This is a genomic window from Providencia alcalifaciens DSM 30120, assembly GCF_000173415.1.
Taxonomy (GTDB): Bacteria; Pseudomonadota; Gammaproteobacteria; order Enterobacterales; family Enterobacteriaceae; genus Providencia; species Providencia alcalifaciens.
The window spans coordinates 1-20,259 of sequence record NZ_ABXW01000074.1; the positions used below are offsets into that span (position 1 = coordinate 1).

The following is a 20,259-nucleotide window of genomic DNA, read 5'->3' on the forward strand; positions in this document are numbered from 1 at the left end:
AAAAGCTTCCAGTTTAGAGCCTGGAAGCTTTTTTTATTGGCAAGGTATCTATATAACTTACTGCATTAATGTTTCTGGATTTTATGAACCATTCACGACACGGCGACTTGCGTAATAACGCTTACTCCAATAATCGTTAGTCATTTCAGAAACAATAACGCCATTACTTGTAGAGGCGTGGACAAATTTATTGTCACCGATATAAATCCCTACATGTTTCATCGTGCGACCAGTTTTGAATAATACTAAGTCACCCGCTCTTAAATTATTACGTTTTACACTTTTACCTGAAGATTCTTGTTCAGAGGTAGTACGGGGTAGTTGAACGCCGAACTGTTCGAGGAAAGTACGTTGCACGAAGCTAGAACAATCAATACCACTTTTAGTGGTTCCACCTAAACGGTAGCTAACACCTTTCCAGCTTGCGTATTGGTTCATAATCTTGGATTTTGTATCAACACTTCTGACTAAATCTTCGAATTCATCTTGAGAAGCCATTGCAAGGGAGTCATTTGATGTTGCATTTAACATACGAGCATCAGAGGATCTTGCGGTAGTTTGACCATTTTTTGACGTTTTCGGTGCCGTACATGCTGAAAGTGTTACGGCAATTGCCACTGCCGGAACAATGCGCCAGATATAGCGCTTAAATTTTTCAGAAGTTAACATTAATAGAATATCCCTTGCCATTTATTTATTGCTGTGTGGAAACTACACAACACACTTAAACTGATCCCTGTGAAAAACGCATTATGCCGACTGAGTGTATTTTTCGCAGAAAGTGTTTATGTATCGAACAAAATATGCTCTAAATTAGCAGCTCGCATGTGCTCTAACACCTGTGATTATAAATAGATAATCAGAAGCTGCTAAAAATCGTACTTATTTTATATATTTGGCTGATAAATATTGGTTCTTTAACCAAACATAAAGAATATACATAAACAAAGCTGAAATGGCGAGTTAATGGGGACATAATTTACAAAACATTATATAAAACGAGAGATCCATCATTAACTTGCCTTCAGAATACGAATAATCCAGTGTTTTCACGCTTTTACTGAGACCGTTTGCATACAAAACATGATCATGGTCACATTTACTATCCAATATCTTTATAAAAACAGCAGTTATTTTTTAAATTTCAACATGGTTTGTAAAGAAGTTTAAATTTATATTGTTTGTCACGTGTATGTAAAAACAAATAGTGTGTATTTGAGTGGAATATGTTGTGAATTCATCGAACTCTCTATCGTGTATTTTTTACACATTGGTGCGTAATTGAATGTAATGAAATAACCGTACGTATTATAAATCAATTCATATTACTCTAAATATGCGTTAGTTGAATTACGTAGATTGGTTTGATATTAAAAAAATACACGAGAAATGAGTTTGAAAGGCTGACTTGATTCTTCAAGCCTAATGAATAAGATGAAATCTCATCAATAGGCTTAATGGCTAAAATGAATAAAATAAGCGGCAATTTGTTATATAGATGAAATAAAATCCAAAGGAAGTTATTGGTTTTAAGTTAAATCTCAAGTGCTAATAGAAGAAATTATGTTTTGATTGATGAAAATAAAAAATAGCGACTATAAGTGAAATAACTATTTTTCCACGCAAATTAAGCTCTCAGCCGAAATTTATTAAATAACGCATCAATTAGATGTAAATAAATTTTGATAATTGACGATATCTTAATTTTAAGCGGAGAAATTCTTGTGGATCACTCAGTGAAAAAAATAACATTAGCAGTGTTTTCTTTAATGGCATTAACATTCGGTATGCATGCTAAAGCCTCTACACATAGCGAAGCAAAACCCGTTGCATCAGGTACTATCCACTTTGTCGGCGCAATTGTCGCATCACCTTGCGTTATCACGAGTATTGAGCAGAATATTGATACAAAATGTTGGAATGATGATGGAAAAGTAAAAACAACATCAATGAAAATTAATAAATTGACTGAAAAAGGGACTGTGCTTCCAAATCACAAAGGAACTCAAACATTTAAATGGATTAATAAGGAAAATAAAATAGGAGTTTACACGGTTATCTATGATTAATAACTAAATTGTCATTTTTATATTAAATTTTGAATGTTAAATGGAATGCTTTTCTAGGATGAATTAGTGATGTTTATTTATAATGACGCCTATGGGCGAAGTGCCCATAGGTAATGTAAGCTTATTTTCAAGACAAGAAAATAGTGCAGGATAATTAATCGCAACGACCCATATAACGACGTTCTGGAATATGAATACGGATTTTTTCGCCTGTCGTTAAATATTCAGGAACTTGAACTGTCAATCCAGTCGGCAGTGTGGCAGGTTTAGTTCGTGCGCTTGCAGAAGCTCCCTTAATCGCAGGAGTGGTTTCAACAATGACCATATCAACAGTTTGCGGTAATTCGAGAGCAAGAACTTGCCCATCCATTGTTAACACCTGCATTCCTGGTAAACCTTCTTCAGGAATAAATAACAATTCTTCTTCAATATCTGATTTTTTAAAGATGTAAGGCGTATAGTCTTCATTATCCATGAACACATATTCATCACCATCGATATAAGAGAAACTTACCGCACGACGTGTTAATGAGATAGTGTCTAAAATATCGTCGCCTTTAAAGCGTTCTTCAACTTTTTGGCCAGTTTTGACATCGGTAAAACGCATTTTGTAGAGTGTGCTTGCTCCACGAGCGCTTGGCGATTGGATATCAATGTCTTTAACCAGCAGTAATTTCCCATTGTAGTTTATTGCAAAACCACGTTTGATTTCGTTGGCCTTGGCCATAAATAACCTTCTTTGTTATTGTCAAAAAGAGTTCGACAAAATTACTCGCAGATAAGGGATTAGGCAAGATGTTAACATCAAAAAAATCCCTAGTTTTCACACTAGGGATCTCTTTTTAATCAATGTTAGCTTGCGGGTAACTTAGTAGACGGGGAGAAGCCCCAACAGAGAGAGAATATGTGCGGTTGCGTTAATCAAACCAAATAAGATCACAAATCCAATGACAAAGCTTCCACCCGGTGTTCGATAGCTATTATTTGGAAAACGTTTACGGCTTGCTCTTGCCATCAAGGCTGGAATAATCACCGCCCAAATGGTTGCTGCGAGACCCGCAAATCCAATGGCATAAATAAAGCCGTTAGGGAACACCAAGCCTAAAATTGTGGGTGGTAAAAAGGTGATGATAACGGATTTGAAACGCCCTTGATGGCTATCATTAAACTTAAAGAAGTCCGCAATAAAATCAAATAAGCCAAGGGAAACGCCCAAAAATGAACTTGCTAGCGCCATATACGAGAACAGTGTTAAAAATTGTGAAATAAAGCTGCTCTGGGCGGAAATATTCATTTGGTTCAGCAGTGCACCAATATTGTTACCGTTTTCTCTTATTTCAATAAAGGATGAACGAGGAATATTACCTTGGATAGCATACTGCCATAATATATAGATAGTGACAGTGATCCCTGCGCCATATACCAAACTCAGCATGACACTGCGGCTGTCTTTATTATAGTACTTCACTAACCCAGGTACGTTACCGTGGTAACCAAAAGAGGTGAGTAAGTAAGGGAGAGCCGCTAATGCATATGGTAAATATTCACTGTTATTATTGTCGTATTGGTCGAAGAGAACCATCGGTGATGCTGTTGTCACCATTCCACCAATTGACATCACAAATGTGATAACCATCCCACCAATGAGAATGGTGCTTAGCCTATCAACCGCTCGAGTTGATAACCAAACAAAAAATGCAATCACTAAGGCAAAAACGAGACCTGAAATTGCTTGTGGAACTTGAGCATATTTCGACACGTTTTCAGTAATGATAGAACTACCTGCTGAAATGTATGCATACGTTAAAATATACAAAACAAAGGTAATAGATAAAGAGTTAATGGTATTCCAGCTTGAGCCTAATAGATCTTTGACCATCGTATGAAAACTGGCACCTGCCGGATAATTCATATTTGCTTCTAGAATCATTAATCCTGACAATAACATACAGATAAATGTGTAGATTAATAACACGACTGAGCCGGAAAACCACACACCTGAAGTCACCATTGGAATAGAAAACATACCGGCACCAACAGCGGTACCTGCGATGATCATTGAGCCGCCTAAAATAGAGGGGCGTTTTGGTGGTTTTATAACATCAGCTTCCATGATGACTCCTGAATGATTGTTTCACTGTACTAGCTGAACGATACATTAGGTGTGAAATAATGTAAACATATAAAAGATAATAAAATAAAAAATAATCTGATGTGATTGTTATATGCACAAATGGGGTGATATTTGTGCATATGGCGTGGTTTATATAGGTTGGTGATAAAAGCGTTGAGTTAGCCAGAGGTCAATTGCATTACGGCTAGCTTCAAAATGGGGCTCAGGTAAGGGGTCTGTAGGGGAAATCCATAACAGGTTTTCACATTTATCGGTTTCCATAATTTGCGGTGCAACAGTTCCGTTATATTCCACATGCATACAGATAGATACTGTGTGTTTGCCTTCTTGTCGGAAAGTTTCAACGTTATTACTGATACCAAATACAGTAGGGGATGTGATATCGATCCCAATTTCTTCTTTTATTTCGCGGATTGCACAAGCTTCAAAAGATTCCCCTGGATCAACATGACCACCAAAAATGGACCAATAAGGCGCATGTTTGCTGCTACGTTTACCGACTAGGATTTGTCCTTGCCTGTTAGTGATAAGCACCCCGACACCAACAACAACATATTGAGGATTCGACATTATTTTTCCTTCTTCTTGTCTTTTTACGGGAAAGAATTTTGCCACGTTGGGTTTAAATTACAATCAGCAAAAAATACAAATATCACTGAAATCAAGCGTTATTAATGTTATAACTATGCCCTGAAAATCGTGTGATAAGACAATAATGATAAGGGAGATAAGTGGTTATGACTCGCCGGGTTGCTACAATTACATTAAATCCTGCTTATGACCTTGTGGGGTTATGCCCTTCAATCGAAGTCGGTGAAGTCAATTTAGTTAAGACCGCTAGTCTTAATGCCGGAGGCAAAGGCGTCAACGTAGGAAAAGTCCTGCGTGACCTTGGTATTGATATCACCGTTAGTGGTTTTATGGGTAAAGATAACCAAGAAGAGTTCCAACACTTCTTTAGCGAAAATGGCATGGCTAACCGTTTTAGTATGGTGCCTGGTCGAACACGCATTAATGTTAAACTTACAGAGAATAACGGTGAGTCTACAGACTTCAATTTCTCCGGTTTTGATGTCAGCAAAGAAGATTGGAACCGTTTTTCAACGGAATCTCTAAATTGGTTAGGTCATTTCGACATGGTCGTGGTAAGCGGCAGCCTACCTAACGGGATTGAGCCAGAAGAATTTACTCGTTGGATGACCCGTCTGCGCCAATTATGTCCTTGCATTATCTTTGACAGTAGCCGTGAAGCTTTAAAAGCAGGGCTTAAAGCATCCCCATGGTTAGTTAAACCGAATCGCCAAGAGTTAGAAACATGGGTCGGACGTAAATTACCAGACTTAAAAGAGGTGATTGCGGCGGCTCATGAACTGCGTGATAAAGGCATTTCCCACGTGGTGATTTCCCTTGGAGAAGAAGGGGCGCTTTGGGTAAATGCATCAGGTTCTTGGTTAGCAAAACCGCCTCAATGTGAAGTGGTCAGTACCGTTGGCGCTGGAGACTCGATGGTGGCTGGGCTCGCTTATGGTTTATTGAATGGTGAAACTAGCGAACATACATTACGTATGGCAACGGCAATTTCTGCATTGTCTGTTTCACAGCCTGATGTAGGCTTGAAAAACCGAAATAAACTGGCGGATATGATGGCGAAAATTGAGATGAAATCACTGTAATTATTGAATTAATATTGCAGGTATTCCATAAAAAGGCAGCTCAGAGAAGGCTGCCTTTTTGTTGCGTCACTCAGTTAACTATTTTGTTGCGATTTTAACCATGCAATTTCTTGTGGCCAAATATCGGGGTTAATCGTTTCTAAAATCAGGGGAATACCATCAAAGCGTGCATCTTTCATGATATAGCGAAAAGGCGCGTAACCAATATTACCTTCTCCTAAGCTATGGTGGCGGTCAACACGACTAGCAAATTCACTTTTTGCATCATTAAGATGCATACCTTTCAAAAACTCAAAGCCGACGATATCGGAAAATTGCTGGAAGGTTTTCTCGCAATCTTCTTCTGTACGCAGATCATAGCCTGCAGCAAAAGCATGGCAAGTATCAATACATACGCCGACACGGCTTTGGTCTTTAACGCGTTCAATGATTTTGGCTAAATGCGTAAAATCAAAGCCCAGATTAGTGCCTTGACCTGCGGTATTTTCAATCACAGCAATCACACCTTCGGTTTCGGCTAAGGCGATATTAATAGATTCAGCAATACGGGCTAAACAGTCATCCACCTCAATTTGCTTGAGATGACTACCTGGGTGAAAGTTGAGCAAGTCAATACCTAATTGCATACAGCGCTGCATTTCATCAATGAAAGCGGTACGGGATTTCTCCAAAGCTTCAAATTCTGGGTGCCCTAAATTAATGAGGTAGCTATCATGGGGCAAAATTTGGTGTTTACCATAGCCATACTTAACGCAATTTTGCTTGAAGCTTTTGATCATTTCGTCGCTAAGTGGGGCGGCTTTCCATTGACGTTGATTTTTCGTAAATAAAGCAAATGCGGTGGCACCAATTTCATGGGCGCGAATAACTGCTTGGTCAACGCCGCCAGAGGCGCTGACGTGTGCTCCAACATATTTCATGATTGACTCCTTTTTTCAGGAGTATGCCATTAATAACTAAAGAAATGAAACCAATAAAAAAGCCGCTTATAAAAGCGGCAATAGACCATTTTCAACCCTAGGGTCCTGAAAATGGTGCTTTTGAGTTGTAAAATTGACAAGGAAAATCAATTTATTGATTTTCGCCCGATAACACAAAGAGGGAAAAACCCTGTTTTATCCCTCTTTGTCAGCAACCTCAAGCCGCTTATAAAAGCGGCAATCGGAGGTGTTCAAAGGCGCTAAACTTAGCCAGTAAAAAATGCGGGTTAAAATAGAGACTGAATAGCGACGTTAATCACAATGCCACCAAAAATTAACCAAGCAAATAAAATAGCAGCCATCAGCAATGGTTTGATACCGGCTTGGCGAATAGCGCTAACGTGGGTCGTTAACCCTAAAGCCACCATTGCCATCGCTAATAAAATGGTATCTAAGGTAATAATGTGTTTAACCAGCTGCTCTGGTAGTAAATTGAATGAGTTAAATGCAGCTACCAGAATAAAAATCACAGCAAACCAAGGAATGGTGATTTTACTTTTTTGTGCACCATCTTGGGTATTTGCAGCACTTTTACGGCTAATAAATGCAGACAAAATGATTAAAAATGGTGCTAACATCATGACACGTAACATTTTTGCAATCACTGACGCATTTTCAGCATCGGGACCAATTGTGTGCCCTGCGGCAACCACTTGTGCGACTTCATGAACGGTTGAACCAATATAAATCCCAAAGCTTTCTTGAGTCGCAGGGATCCATCCGAAGTGAGCATTTAGCTGATATAACCACGGATAGACGAAAATACCAATGGTACCGAAGATAACAACCGTTGATACCGCCACAGCGACTTTACTTGCGGATGCTTTCACGACAGGTTCTGTTGCCATGACCGCGGCAGCACCACAAATGCTGCTACCAGCACCAATTAACATTGTTGTTTCATCATCAAGTTTAAACACTTTTTTACCTAACCAGTAAGCCAATAAAAAAGTGGTGATTAAGGTGAGTGCATCAATAATGAGCCCTGTGGCACCTACATCAGTAATTTGCTGAAATGTTAAACGGAACCCATACAGGATAATACCGGCACGGAGAAAATAGTGTTTTGCGAATTTGATCCCAGCATCACTACTTGTGCTGATCGCAGGGTAAATGGTATTGCCCACGCAAATACCAAGAAGGATAGCGAGGGTGAGTGCACCTAATCCGATATCCATAAACCAAGACTGTTCACCAAGGTAGATTGCAACGGCAGTTAAAATTCCCGCTAAAATGATCCCTGGGATAAGTTTGAGAATAGGAAACGAATGATTTTGTGTTATTGCTTTGGTTCCTGTTTTATCCATGACTACACTCTTTAATGACGACTTAGATTAAGTTGGAATAAGCATATAACAAAAAATGTAATAATCTAAATTGATTGTTTTTGTATTATTTATCTAATAAACAGGTTAACAGTTTCTTCTGGTATATTGCTAATAAATGATTAATATTAACAATATTATTACAACTAGATAATCAAGCTGGAGCTTTCTGTATGCGTATTACACTGAGGCAACTTGAGGTTTTCACGGAAGTATTAAAAAGTGGCTCCACGACGCAAGCATCGCAATTATTGGCGTTATCTCAGTCCGCAGTGAGTGCATCACTCACTGATTTGGAAGGGCAATTAGGGGTACAACTTTTTGACCGAGTAGGTAAACGGCTTGTTACGAATGAACATGGGCGTCTTCTTTATCCAAAAGCATTAGCGCTATTAGAACAGGCGTTTGAAGTTGAGCAACTGTTTAAAAAAGAGATGGGCGCCGTTCGCTTGGCGGCGAGTACTACCATTGGGAACTATATGTTGCCAGAGATTTTAGCTGGATATCGCCATGATAATCCTGAAATTCCACTGGAATTATTTATTGGTAATACTGAAGAAGTCATTAAAGGCGTCATGGAGTTTAGAGCCGATGTGGGATTGATTGAAGGGGTATGTCATAGCCCTGAATTAATATCAAAACCGTGGCTAAAAGATGAATTAGTGGTGTTTTCAGCGCCAAGTAACCCATTAGCGAAGAAAAAAGTCACCGTGAGAGATCTGAAAGACGCGCCATGGATTTTACGTGAACGCGGTTCGGGTACGCGAGATGTCTTGGATCAACTGCTATTTGCTCATCTTCCTGGTTTCCAGATTTTAATGGAGCTTGGCAATTCAGAAGCGATCAAACATGCAGTACGTTTTGGGATGGGGATTAGCTGTTTATCTCGACGAGTGATTGCAGAACAATTAGAAAATGGCACGCTGGTGGAGCTTGAAGTTGAAGAACTGCAACTTGAGCGTACGTTATATCTGATTTATCACCGTCAGAAGCATCTTTCTAATGCGATTACTAATTTGCTGGCTTACTGTAACTAAATGAAACCATCATAACGTGTTTTGCTAATAATTATCGTTGGATTATGAAGGTATCTTATAACAGCAAAGAGTTGCTTAGTTCTGCCGTTTGAGTTTGTTAGAATCCCCGCGTTATTGACTGAAAATAAAATACAGGGAACAGATGGCAGAACAACATACCACGACATCTATGGGCGGCGGACAAAAATTACGTCGTGAGCTAAAAGCCCGTCACCTCGCAATGATCGCAATTGGCGGCTCCATCGGAACAGGTTTATTTGTGGCATCCGGTGCCACAGTAGCACAAGCCGGACCAGGTGGAGCTCTCCTCTCTTATGCCATTATTGGATTAATGGTGTATTTCTTAATGACCAGTTTAGGTGAATTGGCAGCTTATATGCCAGTCTCCGGCTCTTTTGCAACCTACGGTGCAAAGTATGTCGATGAAGGCTTTGGTTTCGCATTAGGTTGGAACTACTGGTACAACTGGGCAGTGACTATTGCTGTCGACCTTGTCGCGGCACAACTGGTTATGACTTACTGGTTCCCAGATACCCCAGGCTGGATCTGGAGTGCTATCTTCTTAGCGATCATTTTCTTACTGAATTACATCTCCGTTAAAGGATTTGGTGAAGCAGAATACTGGTTCTCCCTGATTAAAGTCACCACGGTGGTTATTTTTATTATCGTCGGCGTATTGATGATTTTTGGCATCATGAACGGGGCGGAAAATGCAGGTTGGCATAACTGGGAAATTGGTGATGCGCCATTTGCAGGTGGTTTCTCTGCAATGATTGGTGTGGCAATGATTGTTGGGTTCTCGTTCCAAGGTACTGAGCTAATTGGTATTGCTGCAGGTGAATCAAAAGATCCTGCGAAAAATATTCCTCGTGCTGTACGTAAAGTATTCTGGCGTATCCTCTTATTCTATATCTTCGCGATTTTAATTATTAGCCTGATCATTCCTTACACTGACCCAAGCTTATTACGTAATGATGTCAAAGATATTAGCGTAAGCCCATTTACCCTAGTGTTTGAGAACGCAGGGTTATTATCAGCAGCTGCTGTGATGAACGCTGTTATTTTAACCGCAGTACTTTCGGCGGGTAACTCGGGTATGTATGCGTCAACCCGTATGCTGTATACCTTAGCCCGCGAAGGTAAAGCCCCGAAGATTTTTGCTCAGCTGTCTAAAGGTGGCGTACCGCGCTATGCATTATTAGCGACAACCGTTGTTGCTGGCTTATGTTTCTTAAGCTCAATGTTTGGTAATCAAACCGTTTATCTGTGGTTATTAAATACATCGGGGATGACAGGTTTCATTGCGTGGTTAGGGATCGCTATTAGCCATTATCGTTTCAGAAGAGGCTATATCGCCCAAGGTAAAGATTTAAATGACCTGCCATATCGTTCAGGCTTCTTCCCAGTAGGACCGATTTTTGCCTTTATTCTGTGCTTAGTCATCACGTTAGGACAGAACTATCAAGCTTTCTTAGAAGATAAGATTGACTGGGTAGGTGTGACTGCGACCTATATCGGTATTCCACTGTTTTTAGCTATCTGGTTTGGGTACAAGATAGTGAGAAAAACGTCGATTGTGCGTTATAAAGAGATGAGTTTTCCGTCTTATAGAGAAAACTTAGAGAAGTAATTTTTGCGCTAAAGATAATTAAAAGAACAGTATCGTCATAGGGTAATGTGAGTCAGTTAATTCGCTGACAGCATTACCCTTTTTTTTATCTACAGATGCTTGAACATCCACCAATTCCCCTTCAAAAGATTCAAGTTTTGAATCAAGTCACACAATCGGTCATTGGAACTCATTAATTATTTAATGATGCTATTGATAAGTATTACCATTTGCATTATTGTTACCGCCTGCGAATGAGAGCTAATTACTTATTTGATTTTGCTTCAAAAGTGGTAAACCTCAGAAAGTATCATGACAAAAATAATAATCCTATAGGGCGCATAACCCTAGTGCTGAGCATAAAAATTCATTGTTAAGAAAAGAAATCTCTTGGAGAGTCGGGAATGGTTGTTTTTACTAAAAGAAAAATCGCAGTTAGCATTATTGCGGCTATGACTACAGTACCTGCGTTTGCGGATGATAGCAGCGACAAAATTTTTGTAACGACTGCATCAGGTTACCAGCAAAAAATTGAAGATGCCCCAGCATCAATTTCAGTGGTAACGCGCGAGCAATTAGAGACTAAAGCTTACCGCGATGTCACGGATGCGCTGAAAGATGTTCCAGGTGTATTAGTCACAGGAGGGGGTAGTAGCTCCGATATTAGTATCCGCGGGATGGATGCGAAGTACACCATGATCCTTATCGATGGAAAACGTGTGGATACACGTAGCATTCGACCAAATAGTGATGGTGCAGGTATCGAACAAGGCTGGTTACCACCATTACCTGCTATTGAGCGTATTGAAGTCGTGCGTGGTCCTATGTCCTCACTGTATGGTTCTGATGCTATGGGTGGGGTTATCAATATTATTACTCGTCGTGTTCAACAAGAGTGGACAACGAGTTTACGTGCCGATACCACAATTACAGAGCGCAAAAATTCGGGTAATACCGGGCAAGGTAGCTTCTATACATCCGGACCATTAGTTGATGGTTTATTGGGAGTAAAGTTACAAGGTCAATATTCACACCGTAGTGAAGATAAAATTATCGATGGATTTGGTCGCCAAATTATGACAAGTGGCGGTGGTACATTATCACTGACCCCAAATGAGCAAAATGCGTTTGATTTAGACTTTAAAAAAGATAATCAGCATCGTGACTATCGTGAAGGTTATACCGCAGCTCGTGGTGATGGTAGCGGATTTAGCAAGTATGATATGACTCATATGGCTTTAACCCACACTGGTACTTATGATATTGCATCGACGGACACGTATGTTCAGTACGATGAAGCGAAAAACCCAGGTCGTAAAATGACGGCAGAAGATTTAGTCTTCCGTAATCAAAGTGTTTTTTTACTGGGTGATCACAGTGTCAGTATTGGTGGTCAGTACCGTAAAGAAAAGCTAAAAGATCAGAGTAACAAACTACCGGGAAATAGTGAGCTAGATAGATACAGCTGGGCATTATTTGCAGAAGATGAATGGTTAATGACAAATGATTTTGCATTAACTGGTGGTCTGCGAATGGATAATGATGAAAACTACGGTGCGCATTGGACTCCTCGTTTATATGGTGTTTGGCATGCAGATGAGCAGTGGACAATTAAAGGTGGTGTCTCTACTGGCTATAAAGCACCAAGCTTACGTGAATCATCTGCAAATTGGGGACAAGCAACTGGTGGCAATAAAGGGAATGCGATTATTTATGGTAATCCTGACTTAAAACCAGAAAAAAGTATTACAGAAGAAATTGGCGTTATCTGGAATAACCAAGATAACCTAACTGCTGGAGTTACTATTTATAATACTGATTTCAAAGATAAGATTACGGAAATCAGACGTTGTGATAACAGCATTGACACGATTAGAGATTGTACTTTAGCGGATGGTGAAGGGGATACTCCAGGCAAACCTTACCGTTTTGTTAGCGATAAAGCCAACGTCGACAAAGCAAGAATGCAAGGTGTTGAAGTGACCTTCAACTGGGGAATTCTTGATAACCTCGAGTTTGCAGCGAACTATACCTATACCCACACAGAACAAAAAAGTGGGGTGAATAAAGGTAAACCGTTGAGTAAACAGCCTAAACACATGGTAAATACCACCTTGACTTGGGATACAACGGAAGATTTACAAACGTGGGGTCGTATGAATTTCCGTAGTGAAACTTCAGACTATCAAGGTCGTGGCCAGCAAATGAGTAAAGGTACACCATCTTATGCCCTGTTTGACCTTGGTACGAGTTATAAATTGAGTAAAAATGCCAATATAGTTGGTGGTGTTTATAACGTATTGGATCGTCGTGTCGATAAAGGGACATATGGTGCTGAATTAGAAGGTCGTCGTTATAATATCGGTATCAACTACAACTTCTAATTAGACCACTAATTTTTATGCCTATAAGCCCTTTGGTTTGTCGCCAAAGGGTTTTTTTGTACTATTATTCAAAAAGAAAATAAGTAATTCAGAAATAAAGATATAGTCATTCGAGCGTAATAGAGTGAATCTACCATACCGTTATGGAGTCTAGTAGGAACAGATTATGCCCAAACTTACCCGCTATTTTAGTGCTTGCTGTTTGAGTGTTTTATTATTCATTGGTAGCGTTTCTTACGCACTTGCAGGGGATCCCGGACCATACCGATTAGTGTTCCTCGATATCTCACAATCACCGTATCAAGATGGTCAAAAGTTATTAATCGAATTACGCAAAATGGAACGACTCTCATCAGTGCAGCGAGAAGCCTGTTTTATGTGTAATGGCAGTGATGATGGTGATTCTGATGTGGAAGTGTTGTATGTCTATTCGGTTCCTGTCGGGTTATCGATTGAAACGTTACGTAAAGCGGTAAATGGTGATGTTGCTGCGAGAAACAGTATGCAGCTTGTATTAGGTAATTTTAAGGATCAGTATGATTATGGCGTGGATGGTTTACTGATTTATAACCATCAAGAAGGCAAAGTCACTGTTTATACTATGGACAATAAAGTGGGTAGCGAGCTTCAATCTGAAACGAAGGCGGTAAAAAGTAAATTATTGCATTCAAGCTTAGATATGCTTTTGGAAAAGAGTGCAGCAAAATTAGATAGACCGGTTTAGTATTTTGTATGGGCTAACCGAGAGGTTTAAATTGCGATAATCCCCATAAAAACTTGTCATATTAGTTAGTGGAACAAAAAGTCCAAAATTATCAAAATTTCTCATAGAAAAGAGGGCACTTTGTTAACAAATTGGCTTGCTATTTACAGGTATGACGTGCAAAATGCGCGGACTAAAAAATGACTGATGCCTGATAAAAACCGGCATCGGTTTTTTTGCTTTTTAGGGTTCTTTCATTTTAACGGGGCCGGATATCAGGCCGGATAGATAAATAAATATTTACGTGTAGCGAATATTTCATGCTACAGCTTTGAGGAATGCTTTTATGGCTTACTTTTTTGCACTGGCAGCAGGGCCGAGCGGTCGTCGTTGCCGCATTGATGACTACGGAGCAAACACCGGCTTCGCACAGACGCTTTTTCACTTCTCATCGTTCTTCTCTGCTTATAGACAGATGCAAAGTCTTCCCAGTAACTGTCGATTGAGTCGAAGTACTCAATCGAAAGTTATGGGAGGGCTTTATCATGCAAAATAATTCCGTACCTTTAGATATCGGCCACAACCAAACTGGCGCCAATAACCGAGTTCAACTTGCGAAAACATTAACACTTGTGCAAGTCGTCATGATCGGTATTGCGTATATTCAGCCAATGACTATTTTTGATACTTTCGGAATGGTATCAGATAAGACTGGTGGTCACGTCCCGACTTCATACATTATTGCACTGGCTGCGATACTGTTTACTGCACTGAGCTACGGTAAGCTGGTAAAACGCTTCCCATCCGCTGGTTCAGCGTATACTTATGCCCAGAAATCAATGAGTCCACATATTGGTTTCCTTGTGGGTTGGACATCTTTGCTGTCCTACATTTTCATGCCAATGATTAACATTTTATTGGCGAAAATCTATTTACAAGATATTTTCCCGAATGTTGAACCTGCGTTCTTTGTGATTGGCTTAGTTATTTTAATGACGGCTGCTAACTTACGGGGTATCAACGTAATTGCAAACCTAAGTACGGTTATTGCGATTATCCAAATAGGGGTAATGGCCGTCTTTACTGGTTTAGTGATCCACGGCGTTTCAAATGGTGAAGGTTCAGGGGAGATATGGACATTTAATCCATTTGCGAATGAAAAAACGGAATTGATCCCACTGATTGCAGGGGCGACGATACTCTGTTTCTCATTCTTAGGCTTTGATGGGTTAAGTTCACTGTCAGAAGAAACGCCAAACGCAGGTAAAGTCATCCCTCGTGCTATTTTCCTAACAGCGCTGATTGGTGGTGTGATCTTTATTACCGTTTCATTCTTCTTACAACAATTTTTCCCAGATGTTTCACGTTTTGCGAATATTAACGAAACACAGCCAGACATCATGCGGTTTGTCGCAGGATCGTTCTTCCAAGCGATTATTCTCGTGTTCTCCTGCGTTACTGTATTAGCATCGGGCATGGCTGCCCATGCGGGGAGTGCGCGTTTGATGTATGTTATGGGGCGTGATGGCGTATTCCCAGAGAAAATCTTTGGTTACGTGAGCCCAACATGGCGTACACCAGCGTATAACGTTCTGTTAGTTGGTTTCTTAGCTCTTGGCGCTATCTGGTTTGAGATGGATTTCGCCACCGCGTTAATTAACTTTGGTGCACTGATTGCATTTACTTTCGTGAACATCTCAGTGATCAGCCAGTTCTTTATTCGTGAACGCCGTATTAAAGGCTTTAAGAACATCATGAACTATTTGATATTACCGATCATCGGTACCCTCACAGTCTGTGTGCTGTGGTTGAATATCGAAGAAGATTCAATGGTTTATGGTTTGATTTGGACGGCGGTTGGTTTGGTGTATATGGCGGTGTTGACTCGGATGTTCCGTAGGCCTATGCCGCAGATGAGCGACGTTTAGATATATTCTTCATACTTCGTGCTGTAGCGTTGTTGGCTACAGCACTGAAATATTTAGGGAAAGCAATTCTTCATACTTCGCGCTGTAGCGTTGTTGGCTGCACGCGCTAGCCCTAGTCACATACTTATGTATGCTCCTAGGGGCTAGCTTGCTTGCCGCCTAGCTACAACACGAATTATTTTGAATGCATGTAAGTATCAAAATAATTTAACGGCAAACGGCAAACGGCAAACGGCAAACGGCAAACGGCAAACGGCAAACTACGAACTACGAACTGAAATTGAAGACTAATAAAAACAGCACCATTGGGTGCTGTTTTTATTTCTGAAGGGGATTAATAATTTCTTAACATATTAATCTTATGTGATATTGTGAAAGGATATTAATGGCAATACCCTGACAGGAAGGCATGAGATGAATGATGTAAAAAATCCTGAGAACCAACGACTATTACTCACACTCAGGAACATTGTTGGCAAAAAAAATATCCTTACCGAACCCCATAAAACAGAACGTTATCGTAAAGGCTTTCGCTCCGGTGTAGGGGATGCCATTGCTGTTGTTTTTCCAACCACGTTATTAGAGCAATGGTATGTGTTTAAAGCCTGTGTCGAAGCCGATAGAGTCGTCATTATGCAAGCGGCAAATACAGGGTTAACTGAAGGTTCCACGCCAAGTGGTTATGATTATGATCGTGATATCGTGATTATTAGCACATTGCGTTTGAACCAAATACAAGTCCTGCCTGAATTTAACCAAGTGGTTGCGATGCCAGGTAGTACCCTCTATGACCTCGAAAAAATTCTCAAACCGCTGGGGCGTGAACCCCATTCATTAATTGGTTCTTCTTGCATTGGCGCCTCTGTTGTTGGTGGTATTTGCAACAGTTCAGGCGGTTCATTAGTACGCCGAGGACCCGCCTATACTGAGCTTGCGTTATACGGGCGAGTGAATGAAGATGGTACTGTTGAATTGGTCAACCATTTAGGGATCGCATTGGGTGATACACCAGAAGAGATCCTGACCAACTTACAAAATCGTCGCTACAGTAGCGAAGATGTGGAAAGCAGTGAAAAATTAGCATCTGACCATGAATACGCAACGCGGGTACGTGATGTGGATGCCGATACACCTTCTCGTTTTAATGCGGATGAGCGCCGACTATTTGAAGCGTCAGGTTGCGCCGGTAAATTAGCTGTGTTTGCCGTACGTTTAGACACGTTCCCTGCGGATAAAGCAACACAAGTTTTCTATATTGGCTCGAACAACCCCGATGTGCTTGAAGATATCCGTCGCCATATTCTCAGTGAATTTGAAAATTTACCTGTTGCAGGTGAATACATGCATCGCGGTTGTTTTGATATTGCGGAAATATACGGCAAAGATACGTTCTTAATGATAGATAAGTTTGGCACAGATAAAATGCCTACGTTCTTCACAATTAAAGGACGTATGGACGCTGTGCTGAATAAAGTTCCATTGCTCCCATCAAACTTAATTGACCGAACTATGCAGCTGTTAAGCAAGCTTTGGCCTTCTCATTTACCGCCTAGAATGAAACAATTCCGAGATAAATATGAGCACCATTTGATGCTTAAAATGGCAGGCGATGGGATTGATGAAGCAAAAGTTTGGCTGAAATCATTCTTTGCAACCGCGGATGGTGGTTATTTTGAATGCACGCCAGAAGAGGGCGCAAAAGCATTCTTGCATCGATTTGCCGCAGCGGGGTCAGCGGTACGCTATCATGCTGTACATAATAAAGATGTTGAAGACGTCTTACCGTTAGATATTGCATTGAGACGTAATGACCGTGATTGGTTTGAAAAGTTACCGCCAGAGATAGAAAACCTCATTGTGCATAAGCTATATTGCGGGCACTTTATGTGCCACGTAATGCACCAAGACTATGTCTTGAAAAAAGGTGTCGATCCAAAAGAGTTAAAACAAAAAATGTTGGAATTACTGGATGCGCGTGGCGCTCAGTATCCAGCAGAACACAATGTTGGACATCTGTATAAGGCACCAGAACAACTAAAATCGTTCTACAAAGAGTCAGACCCGACAAACACGATGAATCCAGGGTTGGGTAAGACAACCAAGCGCAAACATTGGGAAGGGGATTGTGGTTGCGACCACTAATCAAATAATTGCAATTTAATGGGCAGGTTTTCTGCCCATTTTTATTTTTATCACTGGTTATTAACTTGCTAATTCATAGGCATAGTTTACTAATGCTTTTAATTGCTGGCAGCGTTTCTCATCTTCATGATGCACGCCCATAAGTAATTGAATCTGTTGTAAATAGTCGGTTAAACGCGCTTCGGTAAAATAGTCACGGCGATGCTGCAACCAACGTTGCTGCTCATCATAGGATAACGTGGACGGGTAGTTTCGTGCTTTATAGCGGAAGAATAACTCTTTCATACGTTTATCTTCAAAACTAAGATCTAACGCAGGTAAATTTTGCGGTGCTGTTTCGCGAATAATATCCATTGTGGAGCGATCTGAAGGACTGAAAAAGCCATTATAGATTTGGCTATCCACGTCATTTGATTCTTCAAATTGTTGACCTACGCTAAATAGTTCAATCAGTTTATTTCGGACATCCGGATTTTTGCGCAGCAGTTCTAAATTACGCATGCACAGATCCCGATCCAGCCCAGTACGTTCAGCATCAACGGTACGTAATGTGTTGATTGGCGCAAGGATTGGGCACTTATTGATATGCACTAATTTGATTGGAACCGGCAGGTCATCCCCGAGTTCAGCTTTAGGGGTGTACAAGCGTTCACGAAGTTCATCAGCACTTAATGTTAGCAGTGGTGACATATCGCCAGAGAGGTCACACATAATCACCGCATTTTTATTCTCAGGATGCCATGCTAGTGGAGTCACTAAGCTTACGTATGAACGTAAGGCACCAAACATCCCCGACACATGCACTAATGGGGTCATATCCACAATATCAATCAGCTGGTTAACTTTATTTTTATTTCTTAGCTGATAGAAATAGTCAAACATGCGTGGCTGTGCCTGTTTCAACAATTTTGCCATATTGATGGTGGCTAAAACGTCGGACATCGCATCATGAGCATTTTCATGGGAAACGCCATTGGCTTTGGTGAGATGCTCTAAACGTAAGCTAGGTAACCCATCATCGTTTTCTGGCCAGTTAATTCCTTCAGGGCGCAATGCGAAACACGCACGTAATGCATCCAATAAATCCCAGCGAGAATTACCTTGTTGCCAGCTATAGGCATACGGGTCATAAAAATTACGGTAAAAAATATTTCGAGTGACTTCATCATCAAAGCGAATGTTGTTGTAGCCCATAATGCAGGTGTTCGGCACGCTAAATGCCTGATGAATACGCTTGGCAAACTCGGCTTCATTCACACCATTTGCCATGGCGATTTGCGGGGTAATCCCCGTTATCATTACAGCTTCCGGTTGAGGAAGATAATCATCCGTAGGTTTACAGTAAAATACTTCAGGTTCACCGATGATGTTGAAATCTAAGTCTGTTCGCACACCAGCAAATTGAGCAGGGCGATCGAGAGCCGGATGCTTACCAAATGTTTCATAGTCATGAATAAAGAAGGTTGGCTGGTTATGATTATTTTTCAAAATGAGGTCCATCGTCGATTTAGGTGAGTAATGCAAGCGTATAACCGTTTGAAGGCTATGGTAAACCATCTGGCAGAAAATCTAAACTTATGTGGAAGTTACTCGTGAAGAAAATGATATTCCTATTGCATGAATCATACTGCGGCACGTTTTTAACGTTGGATCCCAAGGGATAGAGTGTGATAGCGCGTTTCTCGTCGTCAGCGTGATGACTGTGCGATACCGATTCACGCTTCAATAGCATCTTCATGATGATAAAATTCAGTCTTCCCTGAGTGTGCTCGCAAATTAAGGGCTAAAGACGCATTAGTAATGCAAATCATTAAATTCAAATTAATAAAATTGTGAATGTAACTTGTAAGGTGACCATGGAAGAAGGTATTGTGTTAATAGACAATACATTTTGATTATTGAATAGAGGATTTTAAACATGGAAAACGCTAACAAACCAACTTTCCAAAATGTGCTGGAATTTGTGCGTATGTTTCGTCGTAAAAATAAAATTCGTCGCGAAATCACGGATAATGAAAAAAAAATTCGTGATAACCAAAAACGTGTTTTGCTGTTAGATAACCTTAGTGAATATATTAAGCCGGGCATGTCTATTGAAGATATCCAAGCTATTATTGCCAATATGCGTAGCGACTATGATGACCGCGTAGACGATTACATCATTAAAAATGCGGAGCTTTCTAAAGAACGCCGTGAAATCTCTAAGAAGCTTAAAGAGATGGGTGATTTACCACGTATTGATGTGAAATAAACCCTAAAAAATTCAGTTTTAAGA

Annotated in this window: 16 protein-coding genes; 9 read left to right on the plus strand and 7 right to left on the minus strand. The window is 40.4% G+C overall.

What is annotated here, in order from left to right; genetic code table 11:
• Nucleotides 1-81: 81 nt before the first annotated feature.
• Complete coding sequence (mepS, locus tag PROVALCAL_RS18010; RefSeq protein ID WP_039862397.1) at nt 82-669, minus strand: bifunctional murein DD-endopeptidase/murein LD-carboxypeptidase; 588 nt, start codon at nt 667-669, stop codon at nt 82-84.
• 1,067 nt (nt 670-1,736) lie between these two features.
• Here mepS and PROVALCAL_RS18015 point away from each other — a divergent pair.
• The gene (locus PROVALCAL_RS18015) at nt 1,737-2,069 is read left to right on the plus strand and encodes a fimbrial protein (RefSeq protein WP_226890312.1); all 333 of its coding nucleotides are present in this window, start codon (nt 1,737-1,739) and stop codon (nt 2,067-2,069) included.
• 154 nt (nt 2,070-2,223) lie between these two features.
• On the opposite strand, the gene yeiP is transcribed toward PROVALCAL_RS18015, so the two are convergent.
• The 3 genes from yeiP to PROVALCAL_RS18030 all read right to left on the minus strand — a co-directional run bounded on the left by yeiP (nt 2,224) and on the right by PROVALCAL_RS18030 (nt 4,773).
• Entirely contained in the window at nt 2,224-2,796 is a 573-nt protein-coding gene (gene yeiP / locus PROVALCAL_RS18020) for an elongation factor P-like protein YeiP (RefSeq protein ID WP_006660782.1), read from the minus strand.
• Between the two features lie 141 nt (nt 2,797-2,937).
• On the minus strand, nt 2,938-4,182 hold the full coding sequence (gene mtr, locus PROVALCAL_RS18025) for a tryptophan permease (protein ID WP_006660783.1): 1,245 nt from the start codon (nt 4,180-4,182) through the stop codon (nt 2,938-2,940).
• A gap of 150 nt (nt 4,183-4,332) precedes the next feature.
• Nucleotides 4,333-4,773, minus strand: coding sequence for a nucleotide triphosphate diphosphatase NUDT15 (locus PROVALCAL_RS18030; RefSeq protein ID WP_006661421.1), 441 nt, complete (start codon nt 4,771-4,773; stop codon nt 4,333-4,335).
• A 167-nt stretch (nt 4,774-4,940) separates the two neighbouring features.
• Between PROVALCAL_RS18030 and fruK the strand changes: the two genes are divergently transcribed.
• On the plus strand, nt 4,941-5,876 hold the full coding sequence (gene fruK / locus PROVALCAL_RS18035; RefSeq protein ID WP_006660785.1) for a 1-phosphofructokinase: 936 nt from the start codon (nt 4,941-4,943) through the stop codon (nt 5,874-5,876).
• A gap of 74 nt (nt 5,877-5,950) precedes the next feature.
• Here fruK and nfo read toward each other — a convergent pair whose 3' ends face one another.
• Nucleotides 5,951-6,796, minus strand: coding sequence for a deoxyribonuclease IV (gene nfo / locus PROVALCAL_RS18040; RefSeq protein WP_006660786.1), 846 nt, complete (start codon nt 6,794-6,796; stop codon nt 5,951-5,953).
• A 287-nt stretch (nt 6,797-7,083) separates the two neighbouring features.
• Nucleotides 7,084-8,163 (minus strand): YeiH family protein, encoded by a 1,080-nt coding sequence (locus PROVALCAL_RS18045; protein WP_006660788.1) that lies wholly within the window; start codon nt 8,161-8,163, stop codon nt 7,084-7,086.
• Between the two features lie 191 nt (nt 8,164-8,354).
• Between PROVALCAL_RS18045 and yieE the strand changes: the two genes are divergently transcribed.
• The 6 genes from yieE (at nt 8,355) to dld (ending at nt 17,984) form a co-directional block, all read left to right on the plus strand.
• Nucleotides 8,355-9,218, plus strand: coding sequence for a DNA-binding transcriptional regulator YeiE (gene yieE, locus PROVALCAL_RS18050; protein WP_006660789.1), 864 nt, complete (start codon nt 8,355-8,357; stop codon nt 9,216-9,218).
• A 142-nt stretch (nt 9,219-9,360) separates the two neighbouring features.
• Nucleotides 9,361-10,848 (plus strand): amino acid permease, encoded by a 1,488-nt coding sequence (locus PROVALCAL_RS18055; protein WP_006660790.1) that lies wholly within the window; start codon nt 9,361-9,363, stop codon nt 10,846-10,848.
• A 383-nt stretch (nt 10,849-11,231) separates the two neighbouring features.
• Nucleotides 11,232-13,211, plus strand: coding sequence for a ligand-gated channel protein (locus PROVALCAL_RS18060; RefSeq protein ID WP_006660791.1), 1,980 nt, complete (start codon nt 11,232-11,234; stop codon nt 13,209-13,211).
• A gap of 166 nt (nt 13,212-13,377) precedes the next feature.
• The gene (locus PROVALCAL_RS18065) at nt 13,378-13,935 is read left to right on the plus strand and encodes a hypothetical protein (RefSeq protein ID WP_006660792.1); all 558 of its coding nucleotides are present in this window, start codon (nt 13,378-13,380) and stop codon (nt 13,933-13,935) included.
• A 524-nt stretch (nt 13,936-14,459) separates the two neighbouring features.
• Nucleotides 14,460-15,842 (plus strand): APC family permease, encoded by a 1,383-nt coding sequence (locus PROVALCAL_RS18075; RefSeq protein WP_006660794.1) that lies wholly within the window; start codon nt 14,460-14,462, stop codon nt 15,840-15,842.
• 414 nt (nt 15,843-16,256) lie between these two features.
• Entirely contained in the window at nt 16,257-17,984 is a 1,728-nt protein-coding gene (dld, locus tag PROVALCAL_RS18080; RefSeq protein WP_006660795.1) for a D-lactate dehydrogenase, read from the plus strand.
• 60 nt (nt 17,985-18,044) lie between these two features.
• Here the strand turns inward: dld and sbcB are convergent, their stop codons facing one another.
• Nucleotides 18,045-19,484, minus strand: coding sequence for an exodeoxyribonuclease I (sbcB, locus tag PROVALCAL_RS18085; protein WP_006660796.1), 1,440 nt, complete (start codon nt 19,482-19,484; stop codon nt 18,045-18,047).
• A 418-nt stretch (nt 19,485-19,902) separates the two neighbouring features.
• Here sbcB and tmaR point away from each other — a divergent pair, with 418 nt between their 5' ends.
• Entirely contained in the window at nt 19,903-20,235 is a 333-nt protein-coding gene (gene tmaR, locus PROVALCAL_RS18090; RefSeq protein ID WP_006660797.1) for a PTS system regulator TmaR, read from the plus strand.
• Nucleotides 20,236-20,259 lie beyond the last annotated feature (24 nt).